Origin of the sequence: Streptomyces sp. NPDC001231 (assembly GCF_042896885.1) — a bacterium.
GTDB lineage: Bacteria > Actinomycetota > Actinomycetes > Streptomycetales > Streptomycetaceae > Streptomyces.
In genome coordinates this window covers 85,635-101,832 of the sequence record NZ_JBIAXS010000005.1, presented here as the reverse complement: position 1 = coordinate 101,832, position 16,198 = coordinate 85,635, and the positions used below count along the sequence as shown (strand labels likewise).

Genomic DNA, 16,198 nt, shown 5'->3' with positions numbered 1-16,198 from the left:
GCCCCCGCGTACGCAGTCAGCGCCTGCGACGCCTGCCCCTTCCACCGCGCGTCGGAGCGGGCAGGGTGGCCTGTGCCGCGGCCTGCGTCCGTCCCGTGCGGTCGGCCGAGACCACGAGTGCCGCCAGCGCCGTGGTGACCGGAACGGAGGCGACCAGGCCGATCGAGCCCACCAGTGTGCGCACGATCTCCTCCGCGACGAGCTCACTGGTGGCGACGGTCGTCACGCTGCTCTGCGCGATGGAGAACAGCAGCAGCAGCGGGAGCGCGGCACCCGCGTACGCGAGGACGAGGGTGTTGACGACGGAGGCGATGTGGTCGCGTCCGATACGGATGCCCGCACGGTACAGCCCGCGCCAGCCCATCGCGGGGTTGGCCTCGTGCAGCTCCCAGACCGCCGAGGTCTGTGTCACCGTCACATCGTCCAGGACGCCGAGCGAGCCGATGATGACACCGGCGAGCAGCAGGCCGCTCATGTCTATCGACGGATACAGGCCGTGGATCAGACCGGTGCTGTCGTCGGTGTTGCCGGTCAGCGCGGCCCAGCCGATGAACAGCGAGCCCAGGAAGCCGATCAGCATCAGCGAGATCAGCGTGCCGAGCACCGCGACCGAGGTACGGGCGGACAGGCCGTGACACATGTACAGCGCGATCAGCATGATGGCGCTGGCCCCCACCACCGCCACGACCAGAGGGTTCGAGCCCTGCAGGATCGCGGGCAGGATGAAGAGGTTCAGCACCAGGAAGCTGATGGCCAGCGCGACCAGCGCCATCACGCCCCGCATCCGCCCGACGACCACGACGGCGAGTGCGAAGAGACCGGCCAGCAGCGCCATCGGGAAGCGCCGGTTGACGTCGGTGACCGAATACTGCAAGTCCTTGGGTGCCGAGGGCTCGTAGGCGACCACGACCTTCTCGCCCTGGTGCAGCTGCCGGGACTGGTCGGGCTGCACGATCTCGGTGAAGGTACGGCCCTTGTCCTTGCCGCCGTCCACCCGGATCGTGGCCTTCTTGCAGTTCCCGGCCTGCTGCTGCGCGGAGGAACCCTCGGCGGTGGAGGTGTCGCCGGTCGGTGTGCCCCCGGAGGCGTTCACCGACTGGCAGCTGACCCGGAGCACCTCGACGACGGTGGCCTGCTGCGTCTGCCGGTCGAAGCCCACCCCGGTGCGCTCGTGCGACGGGGCGCCGCCGGGCCACAGCACGGCGAGTCCGGCAGCCACCAGTGCGGCGAACGGGATGAGGATCGCCGCGATCACCTTGCGGAGGTGTTTCGACACGGGTGCGGCCGGTCCGTGGCTGTGACTGTGCCCGCCACCGCTTCCCGGGCCGTGCCCGGTGCCGTTCCCCGGGCCGTGCCCGGTGCCGTTCCCCGGGCCGTGCCCGGTACTGCTCCCCGGCCCGTGCCCGCCACCGGTCGCGGGTCCGTGTCCGTGGCCCGTGGCGGTGGCTTCCTGGCCGTGCCGGAAGTCCTGTCCGCGTCGGGGCTCGGGCGGCGGATGGGGGAACTGCTCTGTCGTGGTCACCGCCCGATCATCGCAAGAACGGCACAGGCCCACTGTTCACCGCGCCACAAATGACGCTAGCGTGGAGGCACCTTTGCACACGCGGGAGCTCGGAGCACCGGGCTGAGAGGGCGCTGACCTCCGTCTTTGCGATGTTTCACGTGGAACGTGCGATGTTTCACAGGAAACGCCGGCAGACGGACACCGCTGCGTCGACCGCTGAACCTGTTACCGGGTAATGCCGGCGTAGGGAGTAGGTCTCATGACCAACAAGGACGTACGCACGCCTGCCTCCAAGCAGATCTCCAGCGACGCGGAGCGGATCGATTCCGACGCCTCCGGCGGGGAGGCCGGGAAGTCCATCGGCTGGCACAAGGGCTACGTGGAGGGCTCACGCCCCGATCTGCGAGTGCCGGTCCGTCAGGTGCACCTCACCAACGGGCAGTCCGTCACGCTGTACGACACCTCCGGCCCGTACACCGATCCACTCGTCGGTACCGATGTCCGCAGGGGCCTGCCGCCGTTGCGGGAGAACTGGATCGTGGCCCGCGGCGACACCGAGGAGTACGCGGGCCGTCCCGTCCGTCCCGAGGACGACGGGATCAAGCACACCTCGCCACGCGGCGGTCTGCGCAACCTCGACGCGGTGTTTCCGGGACGGCCGCGCCAGCCGCGCCGCGGCCGCGACGGAGGAGCGGTGACGCAGCTCGCCTACGCGCGCCGCGGGGAGATCACGCCGGAGATGGAGTTCGTGGCCATCCGGGAGAACGTTGCTCCCGAGACCGTCCGCGAGGAGATCGCGGCGGGCCGCGCGGTGCTGCCGGCCAACGTCAACCACCCGGAGATCGAGCCGATGATCATCGGCAAGCGGTTCCTGGTGAAGGTCAACGCCAATATCGGAAACTCCGCGGTGTCCTCCTCCATCGAGGAGGAGGTGGAGAAGATGACCTGGGCGACCCGCTGGGGCGCCGACACGGTCATGGACCTCTCCACCGGCCGCAACATCCACACCACCCGTGAGTGGGTGCTGCGCAACTCCCCCGTCCCCATCGGCACGGTCCCGCTCTACCAGGCCCTGGAGAAGGTCGACGGCAAGGCCGAGGAACTGACCTGGGAGATCTACAAGGACACCGTCATCGAGCAGGCCGAACAGGGCGTGGACTACATGACCGTCCACGCCGGGGTACGCCTCGCCTACGTGCCGCTGACCGCGAACCGTAAGACCGGAATCGTCTCGCGCGGCGGCTCGATCATGGCCGCCTGGTGCCTGGCGCACCACAAGGAGTCGTTCCTCTACGAGAACTTCGAGGAGCTCTGCGAGATCCTCGCCGCCTACGACGTCACGTACTCGTTGGGCGACGGACTCCGGCCCGGCTCGATCGCGGACGCCAACGACGAGGCACAGTTCGCGGAACTGCGCACGCTCGGGGAACTCGGCCGGATCGCCAGGCGTTTGGACGTACAGACCATGATTGAGGGCCCGGGCCATGTCCCGATGCACAAGATCAAGGAGAACATCGACCTTCAGCAGGAGATCTGCGATGAGGCTCCGTTCTATACGCTCGGCCCGCTGACGACGGACGTCGCCCCGGCGTACGACCACATCACCTCCGGCATCGGCGCCGCGATGATCGCCTGGTGGGGCACGGCCATGCTCTGCTACGTGACGCCCAAGGAGCACCTGGGGCTGCCCAACCGTGACGACGTCAAGACCGGCGTCATCACCTACAAGATCGCCGCCCACGCGGCCGACCTCGCCAAGGGGCACCCGGGCGCGCAGGAGTGGGACGACGCACTGTCCGACGCCCGCTTCGAGTTCCGGTGGGAGGACCAGTTCAATCTCTCCCTCGACCCGGACACGGCACGGGAGTTCCACGACGAGACCCTCCCGGCGGAACCCGCCAAGACGGCCCACTTCTGCTCGATGTGCGGCCCGAAGTTCTGCTCGATGAAGATTAGCCAAAGCATCACAGAGCGGTTCGGCGGTGCAGCGGCTGAGGGGGCCACGGCGGAGGAGATCGCTGAGGGCATGCTGCAGAAGTCGAAGGAGTTCGCGGAGGCGGGGAACCGGGTGTACCTGCCCATCGCGGACTGATGGAGCGGCTGGGTAGTTCTTCTGCTGAGCGGGGCTACCCAGCCGCCGGCCGCATGGAACCATGCTGCTTCTGCGCAGGAGGGCAGGTCGACTCGCCTCGAAAAACTGGTTCGTAGGCGGCAGTGGAGTCTCGTACGGTCGTCGGCGTGATGGACATGATCGGTGAACCGCGCAGGATCGGAGTGCCCGAGCCTGAAGCGAGGCTGCGGTTCGAGGCAGAGCCCCAGAAGGCGGGCTCCGGGGCACGGCGCAGGCTGCTCGTACTCGATGGAGATCCCGCGTTCGAGCTCTCCTTCTGGTGTGGGACGTGTCAGTTCCTGTTCCAGCGACTTGAGGGTGCCAACCAGACGTTGTCGTTGGAGAGCATGCAGGAACGCCTCGCCGGTCGGCTCTCCGACCTGGACGACGACATCCTTGATGCGTTCGGCTCCTTGCTGCCGGAAGGCGACTACCTCCCTTGGCTGCTTCGTGTCGAGCCACGGCTGGTCACTCCGGGCCAGGAGGGTGACTACTTCAGCAATGAGCAGGTGGCCACGTGGGGAATCGACCAGTTCTGGGGACTTCCGGAGCACCCGCGCACGCCGTACTACCGCACGTTTGAGACCGCGGTCGATGACGCCGCGCATCTCTATGAGTTCGTCGTGCCGATGGTTCCCCCGTCCTGGAACGAACGGGAAAGGGTGGACGAGTACATCGAGCAGATGGGGCGGGGGCTGGTGCCGACGGCAGTGGCGGTTTCGACTCTGGACCTGTGTCAGCCCGCACTGGATATCCAGTCGACCGACTCTTACGTGCACTGGGGGCTGACGCATTTCCTGCTCGACGGCCATCACAAGCTGGAGGCGGCAGCATCGGCGGGGCGTCCCGTGCAGCTTCTGTCGCTCCTGGCCCTGGGCGAGAGCTTGGCCGAACCCGATGCTCACCGCAGGTTGGCGACCCTGCGCTCTCAGCCCAGCCTGAGCCGTGGAGTTCGGCCGGCCCGGTGAACTTGTACCCGTGCCTTGAATGTGTTGCTCGCTGCCGGGCGTAGGGAGCGTGTGGGCACTGATCCAAGCATAGATTAGCCAAAGCATCACAGAGCGGTTCGGCGGTGCAGCGGCTGAGGGAGCCACGGCGGAGGAGATCGCCGAGGGCATGCTGCAGAAGTCGAAGGAGTTCGCGCAGGCGGGCAACCGGGTGTACCTGCCGATCGCGGACTGACGTAGCGGAGGGGGCAGACCCAGGGGCCTGCCCCCTCCGCTACTTACTTGCCCTTGGGCTTGTGCTTGGTCTTGTCGACCAGCTTCCAGCCCTGTCCCGGCTTCGGGGTAGGCGGCAGAGGCTTCCCCTGAACGGCAGTCACCTCGCTACCACCACCGACCGGACGGTACTGACCGGAGTCCGGAGCGGGGGTGCCGGGGTTGATCTTCTTTGCAGCCACTTCTGATCACCTGCCCTTCGAGCTGGGCACGGACCTGAAGAGCCGTAGTACTTCATGAGGAAGTCGACCCCATGTAGGGTCGACAGGCGCCTAGGAAACGCATGAAGACCCCAGCTCAGGCAGTGCCGACCCCAACTCGGCCCATCCGAGCTGGGGTCTTTCACGCTGCGTCAGATCGTACCCCGTGCCATTGGCTTAAGTCTCGCCTCAACCACAACTTGTGGGCATGTCAGCTCCGCTTGCCACTACATGTTGTGTCTCCAGCCTGTGGCAGGCGAAATTCCCAAGTCTATCGCCACCCACTGACAGTGAACTTGGCCAGCGATTAGGGGTTGAGGTACTCGGCCTGACCGGCAAGAAGCTGCTGCCTCTGACGGTCAAGAACACTGGTCCGACGCCGGCTTCGAGTGGTCACGCGCACTGAGGTGAGCAGGCACTCGATCGGGTGATTGAGGCGCTGGCCGGGGCGAACGAGGACGAGGTGGCTGCTGCGCTGGCTGCGGAAACCACGGCCAGAACGAGTCTTCGGCGGGGGCGCTCAGCCTACGAGGCTGGGTGTGAGTACGCTCCCGCCGCTTCCGCCGCCTCCATGCACGCTTCCCTAGATCTTGGGCTAGGGACCTCTATCACTGGTTATATACCGCACCGGAGTAGGGATTGGAGCGATTCGTTGCGTGGATATTTCTCAGCCAAACTCTTAAGGGTACGGAATTCGCCTGCGTCGACCGCTATACGAGCCAGCCGCTCAGCTTCTGCAAGATTGCCTTGCATTTCTTCAAGCTCAACAAGAAATGTGAGCGCTAGCTGCTCACCCTCTTGAAGGAGCCCCAGCGCCAGCTTTCGAGCAGATGCAACATGTCCGCGCTCCGCTCGATGTTTGGCAAGCTGCAACAATGTATAGGTACCGAGCCTCTCATCGTCCTCTGCAACGCGCTCAGCTTGTTCGCTTTTCCCGTTACGCTCCAGATAGAGAGCGTAATCAACCGACAGCGAGGTTGGTGAACCGCCAAATTCGGTCAACCGATTGATCAGCCATTCAGCCTCTGTATCTCTATGATGCCGCATGCACTCAACGGTGACATGCTCAAGACTCTTCAAAAATCCTTGACTGGCGGCCTCGATTGCAAGCCTCTTTGCTTCGGGAACGTTACCTGAGGCTCGACTCCATGGAAGAAATACCGCCGACTTCTCCTCCCCTAGTTCGATGAGCTTCCAGAAAATCTCTTCCGCTTCTTTCATCTTGCCGTTCCACTCGTGCGCCAGCATCAAATCCAAAAGGACGGAAGGGTCTTCTGGCGTGGAGCTAGGTAGGGTCACATCCTGAACCTCATTCTTTCGCCCACTCTCCTCAAGCAACTGCACTAGGGCGTAAGCGGATCTAACGTCTCCTTTCCCCGCGGCCTCCCTATAAAGTTCCTCCGCGTCATCAAGCTGTCCTCGTTGTGCGAGGAGGGAGGCCAAGCCGAAGAAGGACTCAGTGTCACCTTTAGAAATTAGGAGACGGTAGATCCATATTGCTGTCTCCTCCCTATCATTGATCGATTCATTGTCGGCCCACTGTCGCAGTCCATCGACGTGACCCATATCCGCCGCCTTGGCATAAATCTCCCGGGAAGATTCAACCTGACCGATATCCTCCTTCATAGAGGCCAGGGAGAGCCATGCCTCGGGATCTCCAGACGTACCTAGTTGACGAAAGATCCTTTCAGCTTCTTGATAATTCCCGACCTCTGAATTATGGAAAGCCAAATCCCACAAACCTCCCATGTCCCCCAAAGCGGCAGCCCTATCAGCCAGAGCGGCCCCATGGTCAATCCGTAGACGGCTCGTAGCCGCCGCTACTAGATGCTTGACCTCTTGGGCATCAGGGATCTGAGAGGTTGCGGCTTCCCAGAAAGATTCTGGAGGGCATAGGAGTGCTCGGGTTCTGCGCCCGTAGTAATGAAGATAGTCTGCGATGTCGACTACTCCGGGGATGTGACCAATTCCCTTACTCTTTGGGGTCAGGGAAAATGCTGAAGTGACGTTCTTTACTCGAAGATGCGCGTACGCAACAGCTTTTTCTTCCCAATCGCCAGGGGCTTCTGCACGCTGGGAATCAGTCAAATAGCCCGGTACAGCTGCAAGTAGGAAGTTCAGGGGTAGCGGTTCTCGCAGTCCAAGTCGTCGCGCGTCTATTGCTGCCGAGATCAAGGCCTGCCCATAACAGCCGTAAGTGCCAGAAGGATGCTGATAGTGGTCGACGAGATCAGGGCCGGCTGCCAGCATCTGAGTTATTCGTCCGGTTTCACCGACAGCTTGGCGAGCGGCAATCAGCGATGGCTCTCTTTTGGCGTCACGCTCCAGAATTTGAATTTCATCACTATTCAACCGGTTCGGCACGACATGGAGGGATCCTTGAGCAAGGAGAGCCTTAACCTGAGCACTTCCTTCAGGCAAGGAGTGGCTTCCCGAGAGTAGCAAGCGGTGATATTCGGGCCACAAGGTGAGGATGACGACTACTGGACCAACCCCCTCTAGCCGTCGGCGAAGGGCTCTGGCACATGACTCTCGTTTGTCTCCATGTAGGAAGTTTTGCGCTTCGTTCAGCCATAGCACTGTATTCGGCTCAACAGCGCCAGCGGAAAGCGCCGAGATGAGGCTTTCTGTGTCCTTAGGGAACAATAGCTGCCAGTCGGGAAGACAAGCGTTTACAGCTTCATATGCGCTGCGCGTTTTTCCCGTGCAGGACTCTCCGCGAAGGATTATCAACTCAACGCTGCCGCTATTCTTGGCTGATTGCAGTTGTGCCCGGAGGTGCTCATCATGGCTTCTCATGATGTACTTGGGGAGCACAAAGCCTGAAATGGGGGCACGCAAACCAGCGATGGCTGGATGAACCCCGAGCTGCCCTGGAGTCCAATCTGTTACCGGCCGCGGTAGGTCGACCAAGCTGGCCATACGGTCTTGACGGGCTTGCCGAGCAAGCTCGGATGTCGCGTGAGTGCGCTCTATATGCCTACCCGTGAATGCGGCTCTTTCGAGTAATACGGCTTTGTGGCCTTCAGCCCAGACAGCGCTGTCGAGTAGCCGAATCGACTCAGCGTTCAAAAGTCCTCGGCGTTCAGCCTCAGTGCGCAAAACGTTGACGGCGACCATGAGGCAGTCCGGCTTTTGGGGGACCTGTGCACCTTCAAGCCACTTGCCGATAGTCGTTGGCGAAACTCCGGCTGCTCGCGCGAGGACACGAGTTGAAGGCTGACGGTTCAGCAAGTCTCTGTACAGGGCTCCCAGCGACCGAAGGTTTTCGACAAAGTCGGTCTCGGCAGTGCGCGTCCCGTCCTCAGAGGCCATGTGCCACCCCACCACTCGTGTCCAGCTGTCCAGTTACCTGTCTGGACACCTTGAGCGTACGACGAGCGGTGATGCTGTGAACACTGATCAGAGCCTCGACGATGTCCAGTTTCGAGTGAACGGGTGCGCAGCATGCCACTGGACAGCCAGGGTCGCTGTCGTCTCACCTCGACGTCGGCCTACAGGAGTGATGGTGTCCGTCGCATTGGTCCTCAGTGCTCTGCTCTCTCTTTCGATCGCCCTGAACGTGGGGTTCGTTGCTGGGTACGTATCGAGCCGAACTGGTAATGGCTTGGCGCAGGCCGTCCTCGTGGGCGGTGGGGCTGCGGGGACTTGTCTAGCCCTAGCCATCGCTGCTGTCGCGGCCTACCGATGATCTATAGGCTGGCCGATCAGCGCAACAAGCGTCAGTGACTGCGCAGTCGAGAGTTTGGGGCACAGCGATCCGTGACAGACGCGTGCCGGAATGTGCGAGGAACCGCGGGGAGCACCGGGTACCAACTCGGCGGACGATCAGACGCCCTCGCTATTTCCGCGCAGGTCAGCCAAGTAACCGCTCATCTAGATGCCCTAAGCTTCCCAAGCTGAGGGCTCCTACTCTCGCTGAGACGGCCTTCTCCTGGGTACCGTCGTGGTCGTGTGTCCAGTGCACGTCGGGTTGGTCACCCATAGGCGTGCGCCGGTTGATCGCGCGCGACTAGGGGAGCTGGTACGGGCATGGCGGTTGACGCTGCTCGATCGGAAGAGGGGTTCACGTCGGCGGGGGCTGCGCGGGTGATGAGTGCCGCGTGCCGGGCTGCGGGGCTCGATGACAGGGGCGCGGAGCTGATCCGGCTCGGGGAAAACGCGTTGTTCCGGTTGGCTTCGGTGCCGGTGATCGTGCGCGTGGCTCGTGGGCGGGAGTGGCTCACCACAGCTCGCAAAGAGGTCGCTGTCTCCCGGTGGTTGGCAGACGAGGGGTTCCCGGCCGCTCGGATCGTCGAGGATCTTGAGCAGCCGTTCGTAGCCGACGGTCACCCCGTGACCTTCTGGCATCTGATCGCTGAGGGGGACCGAAAGGCGGCGTATGGGGAGTTGGGGGCCACCCTCCGGGATCTCCACGCGTTGAAGGTGCCGGACGGGCTTGAACTTCCCTCGTTCGATCCCTTCGACAAACAACAGCGCCGGCTCGACCGGGCCGTGATCCCGGAAGACGACAAGGTGTTCCTTCGGAAGCGTTGGCGCGAACTCCAGGACAAGTACGCCGAACTGCGCTTCGAGACGCCCAAGGGTCCGGTGCACGGTGACGCGCACGTGCAGAACCTCATGGTGGACGATCAGGGGCAGGTCATCCTGATCGACTTCGAAGCCTTCTGCTTCGATCACCCCGAGTGGGATCTCATGGTCACGGCCGTTGAACATCACAGCCTTGGGTGGCAGACCGATGAGCAGTACGCCGACTTCGTGACCGCGTACGGGCGTGACCTGTGTGACTGGCCCGGGTACGAGACGCTGCGGGGGCTGCAAGAGTTCGGCATGACGACGTGGCTCATGCAGAACGTGCAGGAGGATGAGCGGACGGCGGCTGAGTACCGCCGGCGCATCGCTGGCCTGCGCAACGACGATGCGCCTCGGGACTGGCGGCCCTGGTAGCTGCTACTCGTCGTCGTCCAGGCGGGCAAGTGCGTCCCGCACCTGGTCGTTGAAGGCGGCCACGATCGGGTTCGCCGTGTGGGCGCTCACCTCGGCCTGGAAGTCGGTGACGTAGCGCTGGAAGCGGGTGGACTGGAGGGAGTCGCCGCCGTCGACTGCGAGGCTCGCGGTGGTGACGGCGGCCTCCAACTCGCCATTCAGTAGCTGGCTCTGCGCAAGCACCATGCGGCAGAACCCGAGGGTGCGGGCGTACTTCGGATCGGTGCTGTCCACGGCGCGCTGCGCTTGCTCGACTGCTTCGCGGCGCATCTTGAGGTCGCGGAAGCAGTGGCAGAGTTCGCCCATGAGTTCCGCGGAGTCGAAGTAGGCGAGCCATGCGGGGTCTTCGGCTGTGTCGGCGTGATCGAAGTGGCGTTCTGCCTCGTTCATCGCGCGGCCTGCCGCGATGCGGTCGCCTGCGTTGGACAGGGCACGGGCCTCCATCGCCGAGTAGTTCGCCATGGCGCGTGGGGTGGCCCGCCCCTTGGCGCCCTCCACTGCGGCGCGGGCCAGTTGGATCGCTTGGGTGTGGCGACCGAGGTAGTTGGCTTGGTGGCTGAGGTTGCCGAGGATGCGGGCGCCGAACATGCGGTCGTCGATGACCTGGGCCAGGCGCAGAGTGGAGGTCAGGTAGCGATGGGCGAGCCGGTGATTTCCGGTGTCATACGCGGTCCATGCGAGCAACTGCGAGACCTCCGCGGCGGCCCCGAATAACGCGGTGCCTACCTTCTCGCTGTAGCTGGTGTTCAGCAGGGGCAGGACCTCGTGGCGGAAGTAGTGGCGTAGTGCTTTGTGGCCGTGGCCTCCGCCGTACTTGAAGTCGAGTTGCATGAACATGCTGGCGGCGTCTCTGATGGCGCGGACGTCGCGCATGCCGACTCGTTGGTGTGTGGGACGGTCGGCCTGGATGCCGTCGGGGCGCGCGATCATCCATGACAGGACCGCTGAGCTGAGATCTCCGTCCGCGATGGTCAGCTGATCGACGGCCGGGGCTTCGGCGCGCTCGTCGGCAAGGCTCCCCAACAGGGACAGCGCCTCCGGCACCGTGCTGGGGTAGCCGACTGGCTCAGGGGCGGCCGGTCGCGCGAGATCGAAGAAGCCGAGATCGCCCGGCGTGATGCGACGGCCCAGTTTGGCGCTCAGGACCTCAGCCATGATCGCTGCTGCCTGCGGCTGGATGCCTGAACCCTCGCGCCATCGCTTCACGGAAACGTGTGTCGTTCCGAGGCTCACGCCGCGCTGTGCGGCGGCGTCCTGCATCCGCTTCGCCAGACCCTTGTTCGAGACCTTGGCCTCGTCCATGACGGCGATCAACTGCGCGTTCGGCTCTCGGCTCATGCTCCCCTGCCAACCCGAGAATGACGGCGAGTGTTCATCGTTTCACAGCAGTCTCTTGTTGGGGGGTTCATTGGTGAACCCCCTTGCGTTTGCCGGTGTTCACGTGAACCCCTTGGTGAACGCTCCCGGTCAGAGACGTTCCGCCGTGTACTGGCTTGCGTGCAGCAAGCGGTGTCGTGAGGACCGCCTCAGGGTCGGAAGGGGACGTGATGGATGCGGGGAAAGCCAAGCGCCTGGCGAGCGAGTTGGACGCGTACGCCCACTGGTTCGTGGCGCCGAACGCGTCCTCCGCTGGACACTTCCTGACGCTGACGCTCTTCGCCGAGTGCGGCAACACGGCACGTGTCGCGCGGGATCAGACGGCCGAGTTCCTTCGGGGCGCGGGCGCCTCTGACGTGGTGGACGATGCCCGGCTGGTCGTCTCGGAGCTGGTTGGAAACGTGGTGAACCACGCGGTGCCGGATCGGGATCTGGCTCGGCCGGGTGGCTGTCGGCGCATCGACGTGATTGTCAAGGTGTGGCCGAAGTGGCTGTTCATCGGCATTGCCGATGAGGACTCGACGCCTCCCCTGCTCCCGGTGGGCGAGACCTTCTCACCGGGCCTGGCGGCGGAACTGTCCGAGGCGGTGTTGCCGGACAGCGGGCGTGGGCTGCTCATCGCCCAGCGACTGGCCACGGCCGTGTGGTGGACGCCGGGAGACGGGGGCGGCAAGACGGTCTGGTGCCGCTTCGATCTGGACGGCGGGGCTGAGCACAGACCGCGCTGATGATCTCCGATCCGCCGCCTGCGGTTCTCTTCGTGGTCGGGAGCAGGCGGCGGACCGGACACCGATCGGAGCTTGACCTACTCCGGTCACGGGCGCGGCCCCTCGGGTCGCGGGAGCTCCCCTCTCGGCTGGGGGCCGCGCCTCACAACCACATACCGAGACCGGGCCACCCCATCAGCCCTGGAAAGCGAAGGGTGGCCCGGCTGGGAACACGGCGGTTCCCGGTGCCTGATGGTACCGGGGCCGTCGTGCTGCTCGTCCGCCCTGGACCAAACAGAGTTGATGATCCGTTACCTAGATCAGGGCAGAGGTGGGCAAGGTGACTGGCTCGGGTGAGAGCTGGCTGAGCGATGGCCTCGATGACGTGATGGGTGTCGACCACGGCTTGTGGGTGCCGGGGGTCGACTACGTGGCGGGCTGGCGGGAGGCTCGGGAGGTTGCCGACCGGTTGAACCGGGCGCTGCTCGGTGCAGGCTTTGAGTTGTCCGCCGTGCGGGCGGTCGCCTCGACGGGTGAGGGCGGGCGCGGGGTCGTGCGGCTGGCGGGTTGGCCGAACGCGGTGGACCGGCTTGCCGGGCTCCTGGAGGCGCTTGCCAATGGCGACGGTGGTGCGCGGTGAGGGGTGTTTCCGCTGGTGAGCGGTGCGCGTGGGCACGTCGCCGGCCGGAGAGACTTTGGGCAGTAGCTGCCATGGGGCGAGTGAACAGGGGGCCTTACGCTGGCCCGGCGAATCGGGCAGGTAGTGGACCTGCCCGCGGTTGTGCCCGATGGGCCCCCTGTTCTTCGAGGCTCGCCCCATGGGAGCTGCGTAAAGTCTCGGAGGCCGGCGATCCCCAGCCACCCACACCCCAACCTGCGACGGCCGGTCGACGCTGCGGCTTCTCCGGCTGGCTGCGGCGTGGGGCGTCCGGCGACCGGACGGGACCGGCGGCCACGCCGCACGCCCGGCCGGGGCGGCCGGGCGGCCCGGCGCGCCGTAGGCGCGCCCTTGAGGAAGTGAAGGCTGTTTCGACCGATGCCGGTTGCCGGTCAGGCGCGGGCGCGTCGGGCGGGCTGTTTGTCGGTGGTGATCCGGTAGGCGAGTTCGGCGCGGTCCGCGCCGATGCGCAGCTCTTCGAGGATCAGGGGGCGGTCGTCGGTGTCGTGCGTGACGCGGGCCATGTGCAGGATCGGGGTCGCGTCGGGGAGCTGGAGCGTGGCGCGTTCGTCGGGCAGCGGCATGCGGGCGCGTACCGTCTCGGTCCACGACAGCTTGTGTCCGGCCTGGGTGAGTACCCAGTAGATCGCTGCCGGAGGCTTGCACGGCTCCTTGCCGAGCAGCGGGACAGCCTCGGCGATCTCGAAGGGGATCAGTGTGCGGTGCATGGCGCGCGTCCCGGTGCCGGGGTCGGTGAGCAGCCGGTCGCAGCCGAACAGCGCTTCTTCCTCGTCGAGTTGAAGCAGTCGGCCGATGTCCTTGGTCGTGTGGGTGCGGTAGGTGTTCGGCTCCTCGGCCTCTTGCCATGCGTCGCCGTTGGGCATGACGAACTTGCCTTCGGCGGTGTGGCTGATGCGCCGTTCGAGAGTGAGGGCCGGCTGTCCGTCGGAGCGTACGAAGCTGCCCTTGCCGTGCCGGACATCGATCAGCCCTTCAGCGCGCAGTGCGGCGATCGCGTTGCGGACCGTGGGGCGGGAGACGCCGTAGCGGGCCATGAGCTGGGCCTCGGACGGAAGCAGGGAGTCGGGGGCGAACTCGCCGGTGAGGATCGCTTCCCTGATCGCTGCGGCCACCTGCTGGTAGAGGGCTCCGGGGCGCTGGATCTCGGTCATCTCGGCTTCTCCGGGTGAGGTCGTAGGCACGTCGCACGCGCGACATCACTCGTCAGCATAAGTAGTTGCACCCCCGCCGTACAGGACTCCATAGTCGTAACTCGTAAGGACAAGTGACGTCAGTACATCGCTGGCGTCTTGACTGGCCAAGGAGGCCAAAGAAATGCAGTCCATTCCCGTGGACACGACGCGCCTCGGCGTACTGCGATGCGCCATCGCACCCGAAGCGAAGATCAGCAACCCCGAGACACAGGAGGTGAAGAAGGACCGGGACGGCAACCCGGTCTACACCGTGGCCGTCACCGTGCGGCAGGACCGGCGGCGGATCTCCGTCATCGAGATCGCCGTGACCGGTGAACCCAAGGGCATCGAGGAAGGGCAGATCGTCAAGGTCACCGGGCTGACGGCCTTCGTCTGGTCGATGGGCGAGCGGCACGGCGTCAGCTTCCGCGCCGACGCCATCACGCCCGTGCCCGGCGCAGCGGCGCACGCCAAGGGCGGTGGCGCCTGATGGGGCCGATCCTCCTCGCCTTCGCCCTGGCCGTGCTGGCCTGGGCGCTGGTGGTCGGTGACCTGGTGCGCCAGCACCGTCCGGCCTGGCACTGGTACCTCGTGGGCTACCCGGCCGCCGCGTGCCGGGTGGTGTTCACCTGGCGCAAGGTCGCCATGCTCAACGACCTCGCCGTGTCCCGCCGCCCGCCGCGCGGGCTGCTCGGGGACCTGGTGGTGAAGGGTGATCCGCTGCGGCCGGTGGCTCCGCGGGTCTCCTTCCCGCGCGCCACCCGCATGGGCCTGACCGTGATCGTGCGCTTGCACGCGGGCCAGACCCCGGCGACGTACCTGAAGGCGGCGGACGCGTTCGTGCACGCGTGGAAGGTGCACGCCGTGCGGGTCACCTCGCCGGAACGCGGGCTCGTCCTGCTGACCGCGACGGCCACGGATCCACTGCAGCGGCCCGGCTTAGCCACGGCACCGGCCGAACTCCTCTCCGCGCTGATAGGCGTGCTGGAGTCCGGCGGGGCGTGGGTGATGAACCTGCGGCTCGTCCCGCACTGGCTCATCGCCGGGGCCACCCGCTCGGGCAAGTCCACCCTGCTGGCACGACTGATCACCCAGCTCGCCCAACAACCGGTGGCACTGGTCGGCATCGACTGCAAGGGCGGCATGGAACTCGGCCTGTTCACCGCACGGCTGAGCGGGCTGGCGACCTGCCGCAGGGAAGCGGTCGCCGTGCTCTCCGCGCTCGTCGTCGACATGCAGGAGCGGATGAGCGCGTGCCGGTCGGCCGGGGTCCGCTCGATCTGGGAGCTCTCGGACAAGCTCCGCCCCGTTCCGGTCGTGGTCCTGGTCGACGAGATCGCAGAGCTGTACCTGTCCGACGGCACCCGCGAGAGCAAGGCGGAGGCCGAGCAGTGCTCCACGCTCCTGCTCCGGCTGGCCCAGCTCGGGGCCGCGCTGGGGATGCACCTGGTCGTCGCCGGCCAACGCGTCGGCTCCGACCTCGGCCCCGGCGTCACCGCCCTGCGGGCCCAGCTCGGCGGCCGCATCTGCCACCGCGTCAACGACCCCGGCACCGCCGAGATGACCCTCGGCGACCTGAACAAGGACGCCGTGACCGTCGCCCAGTCGATCACAGCGGAGGAACGCGGCGTGGCCGTGTGCACCGGCCCGAACGGCGGCTGGAGCCGCGCCCGCTCCCACCTCACCCCCACGCAAGAAGCCGTAGCGGCGGCCCGGAAGTACGCAGCCCTCACCCCTGATTTGCCCGGCCTGACACGCGCCCTTGAGGCACTGGATGGAGACGACAGGTGATCGGTGAAGGTACGGCGTTCACGTTCGCGGTGATCTTCGGGATCATCACCGTCCTACTCGTCCGCTCCCGCGACGTCCGCGCCTGGGAAGCGGTCTGCGTCGGCCTCTTCGGCCTCTACCTCGGCCAGACCCCCGTGGTCTTCACCATCCACGGCCTCGTCACCTGGCTGATCAACGGCTTCTCCCACCCCTGAGCAGAAAGGACACAACCGCATGCCCATGCCCCGCGTGAGGTGCCCCCAGTGCAAGGGCGACGGAGCCCGCAAGACCTGGACCGGACGACAGCGGCGCTGCCGCGTCTGCCGGGGCACCGGAACCATCCGCTAACCCCACCCCATCCGACCCGACCACGCAACGGAGGCGATCCCCATGAACCACAGCGCACCACCCACCACCCACCCGGCCGCTACGGCGGCCCATCCCGGAAGGTCACCACCATCACCCCGGACTAC

At 65.5% G+C, this 16,198-nt stretch carries 13 protein-coding genes and 1 riboswitch; of the genes, 8 read left to right on the top strand and 5 right to left on the bottom strand.

Features of this window, described 5'->3' with window-relative positions:
* Positions 1-16: 16 nt before the first annotated feature.
* On the bottom strand, positions 17-1,522 hold the full coding sequence (locus tag ACFY3J_RS08175) for a YibE/F family protein (protein ID WP_390840565.1): 1,506 nt from the start codon (positions 1,520-1,522) through the stop codon (positions 17-19).
* A 71-nt stretch (positions 1,523-1,593) separates the two neighbouring features.
* A riboswitch (TPP riboswitch) is annotated at positions 1,594-1,771 on the top strand.
* On the opposite strand from ACFY3J_RS08175, the gene thiC reads away from it, so the two are divergent.
* Entirely contained in the window at positions 1,764-3,596 is a 1,833-nt protein-coding gene (gene thiC / locus ACFY3J_RS08170; RefSeq protein WP_390840564.1) for a phosphomethylpyrimidine synthase ThiC, read from the top strand. Its footprint overlaps the riboswitch before it by 8 nt.
* Before the next feature lie 149 nt (positions 3,597-3,745).
* Positions 3,746-4,582 carry a hypothetical protein gene (locus tag ACFY3J_RS08165; RefSeq protein ID WP_390840630.1) on the top strand — a complete coding sequence of 279 codons (837 nt, stop codon included), beginning with the start codon at positions 3,746-3,748 and terminating at the stop codon, positions 4,580-4,582.
* Between the two features lie 257 nt (positions 4,583-4,839).
* On the opposite strand, the gene ACFY3J_RS08160 is transcribed toward ACFY3J_RS08165, so the two are convergent.
* The gene (locus tag ACFY3J_RS08160; protein ID WP_390840563.1) at positions 4,840-5,016 is read right to left on the bottom strand and encodes a hypothetical protein; all 177 of its coding nucleotides are present in this window, start codon (positions 5,014-5,016) and stop codon (positions 4,840-4,842) included.
* Positions 5,017-5,649: 633 nt separating this feature from the next.
* On the bottom strand, positions 5,650-7,455 hold the full coding sequence (locus ACFY3J_RS08155) for a hypothetical protein (RefSeq protein ID WP_390840562.1): 1,806 nt from the start codon (positions 7,453-7,455) through the stop codon (positions 5,650-5,652).
* Positions 7,456-9,066: 1,611 nt separating this feature from the next.
* Between ACFY3J_RS08155 and ACFY3J_RS08150 the strand changes: the two genes are divergently transcribed.
* The gene (locus ACFY3J_RS08150) at positions 9,067-9,981 is read left to right on the top strand and encodes a phosphotransferase enzyme family protein (protein WP_390840561.1); all 915 of its coding nucleotides are present in this window, start codon (positions 9,067-9,069) and stop codon (positions 9,979-9,981) included.
* A gap of 3 nt (positions 9,982-9,984) precedes the next feature.
* On the opposite strand, the gene ACFY3J_RS08145 is transcribed toward ACFY3J_RS08150, so the two are convergent.
* Complete coding sequence (locus tag ACFY3J_RS08145) at positions 9,985-11,358, bottom strand: sporulation protein (RefSeq protein WP_390840560.1); 1,374 nt, start codon at positions 11,356-11,358, stop codon at positions 9,985-9,987.
* A gap of 209 nt (positions 11,359-11,567) precedes the next feature.
* On the opposite strand from ACFY3J_RS08145, the gene ACFY3J_RS08140 reads away from it, so the two are divergent.
* Together ACFY3J_RS08140 and ACFY3J_RS08135 are read left to right on the top strand one after the other, a co-directional pair.
* Positions 11,568-12,125 (top strand): ATP-binding protein, encoded by a 558-nt coding sequence (locus ACFY3J_RS08140; protein WP_390840559.1) that lies wholly within the window; start codon positions 11,568-11,570, stop codon positions 12,123-12,125.
* A gap of 319 nt (positions 12,126-12,444) precedes the next feature.
* Positions 12,445-12,744, top strand: a complete 300-nt coding sequence (locus ACFY3J_RS08135) for a hypothetical protein (protein WP_390840629.1) — start codon at positions 12,445-12,447, stop codon at positions 12,742-12,744.
* A gap of 410 nt (positions 12,745-13,154) precedes the next feature.
* On the opposite strand, the gene ACFY3J_RS08130 is transcribed toward ACFY3J_RS08135, so the two are convergent.
* The gene (locus ACFY3J_RS08130; protein WP_390840558.1) at positions 13,155-13,934 is read right to left on the bottom strand and encodes a GntR family transcriptional regulator; all 780 of its coding nucleotides are present in this window, start codon (positions 13,932-13,934) and stop codon (positions 13,155-13,157) included.
* Positions 13,935-14,097: 163 nt separating this feature from the next.
* Here ACFY3J_RS08130 and ACFY3J_RS08125 point away from each other — a divergent pair, with 163 nt between their 5' ends.
* From ACFY3J_RS08125 to ACFY3J_RS08115, 3 genes are read left to right on the top strand one after another with little or no spacing between them, the layout of a single operon-like run.
* Positions 14,098-14,445 carry a hypothetical protein gene (locus ACFY3J_RS08125; RefSeq protein WP_390840557.1) on the top strand — a complete coding sequence of 116 codons (348 nt, stop codon included), beginning with the start codon at positions 14,098-14,100 and terminating at the stop codon, positions 14,443-14,445.
* Positions 14,445-15,746 carry an FtsK/SpoIIIE domain-containing protein gene (locus ACFY3J_RS08120; RefSeq protein WP_390840556.1) on the top strand — a complete coding sequence of 434 codons (1,302 nt, stop codon included), beginning with the start codon at positions 14,445-14,447 and terminating at the stop codon, positions 15,744-15,746. The genes ACFY3J_RS08125 and ACFY3J_RS08120 overlap by 1 nt, the downstream gene beginning before the upstream one ends.
* A complete protein-coding gene (locus tag ACFY3J_RS08115; RefSeq protein ID WP_361411960.1) occupies positions 15,743-15,940 on the top strand; it encodes a hypothetical protein in 198 nt (65 codons plus the stop codon). Before ACFY3J_RS08120 ends, ACFY3J_RS08115 begins: the two co-directional genes overlap by 4 nt.
* Positions 15,941-16,198 lie beyond the last annotated feature (258 nt).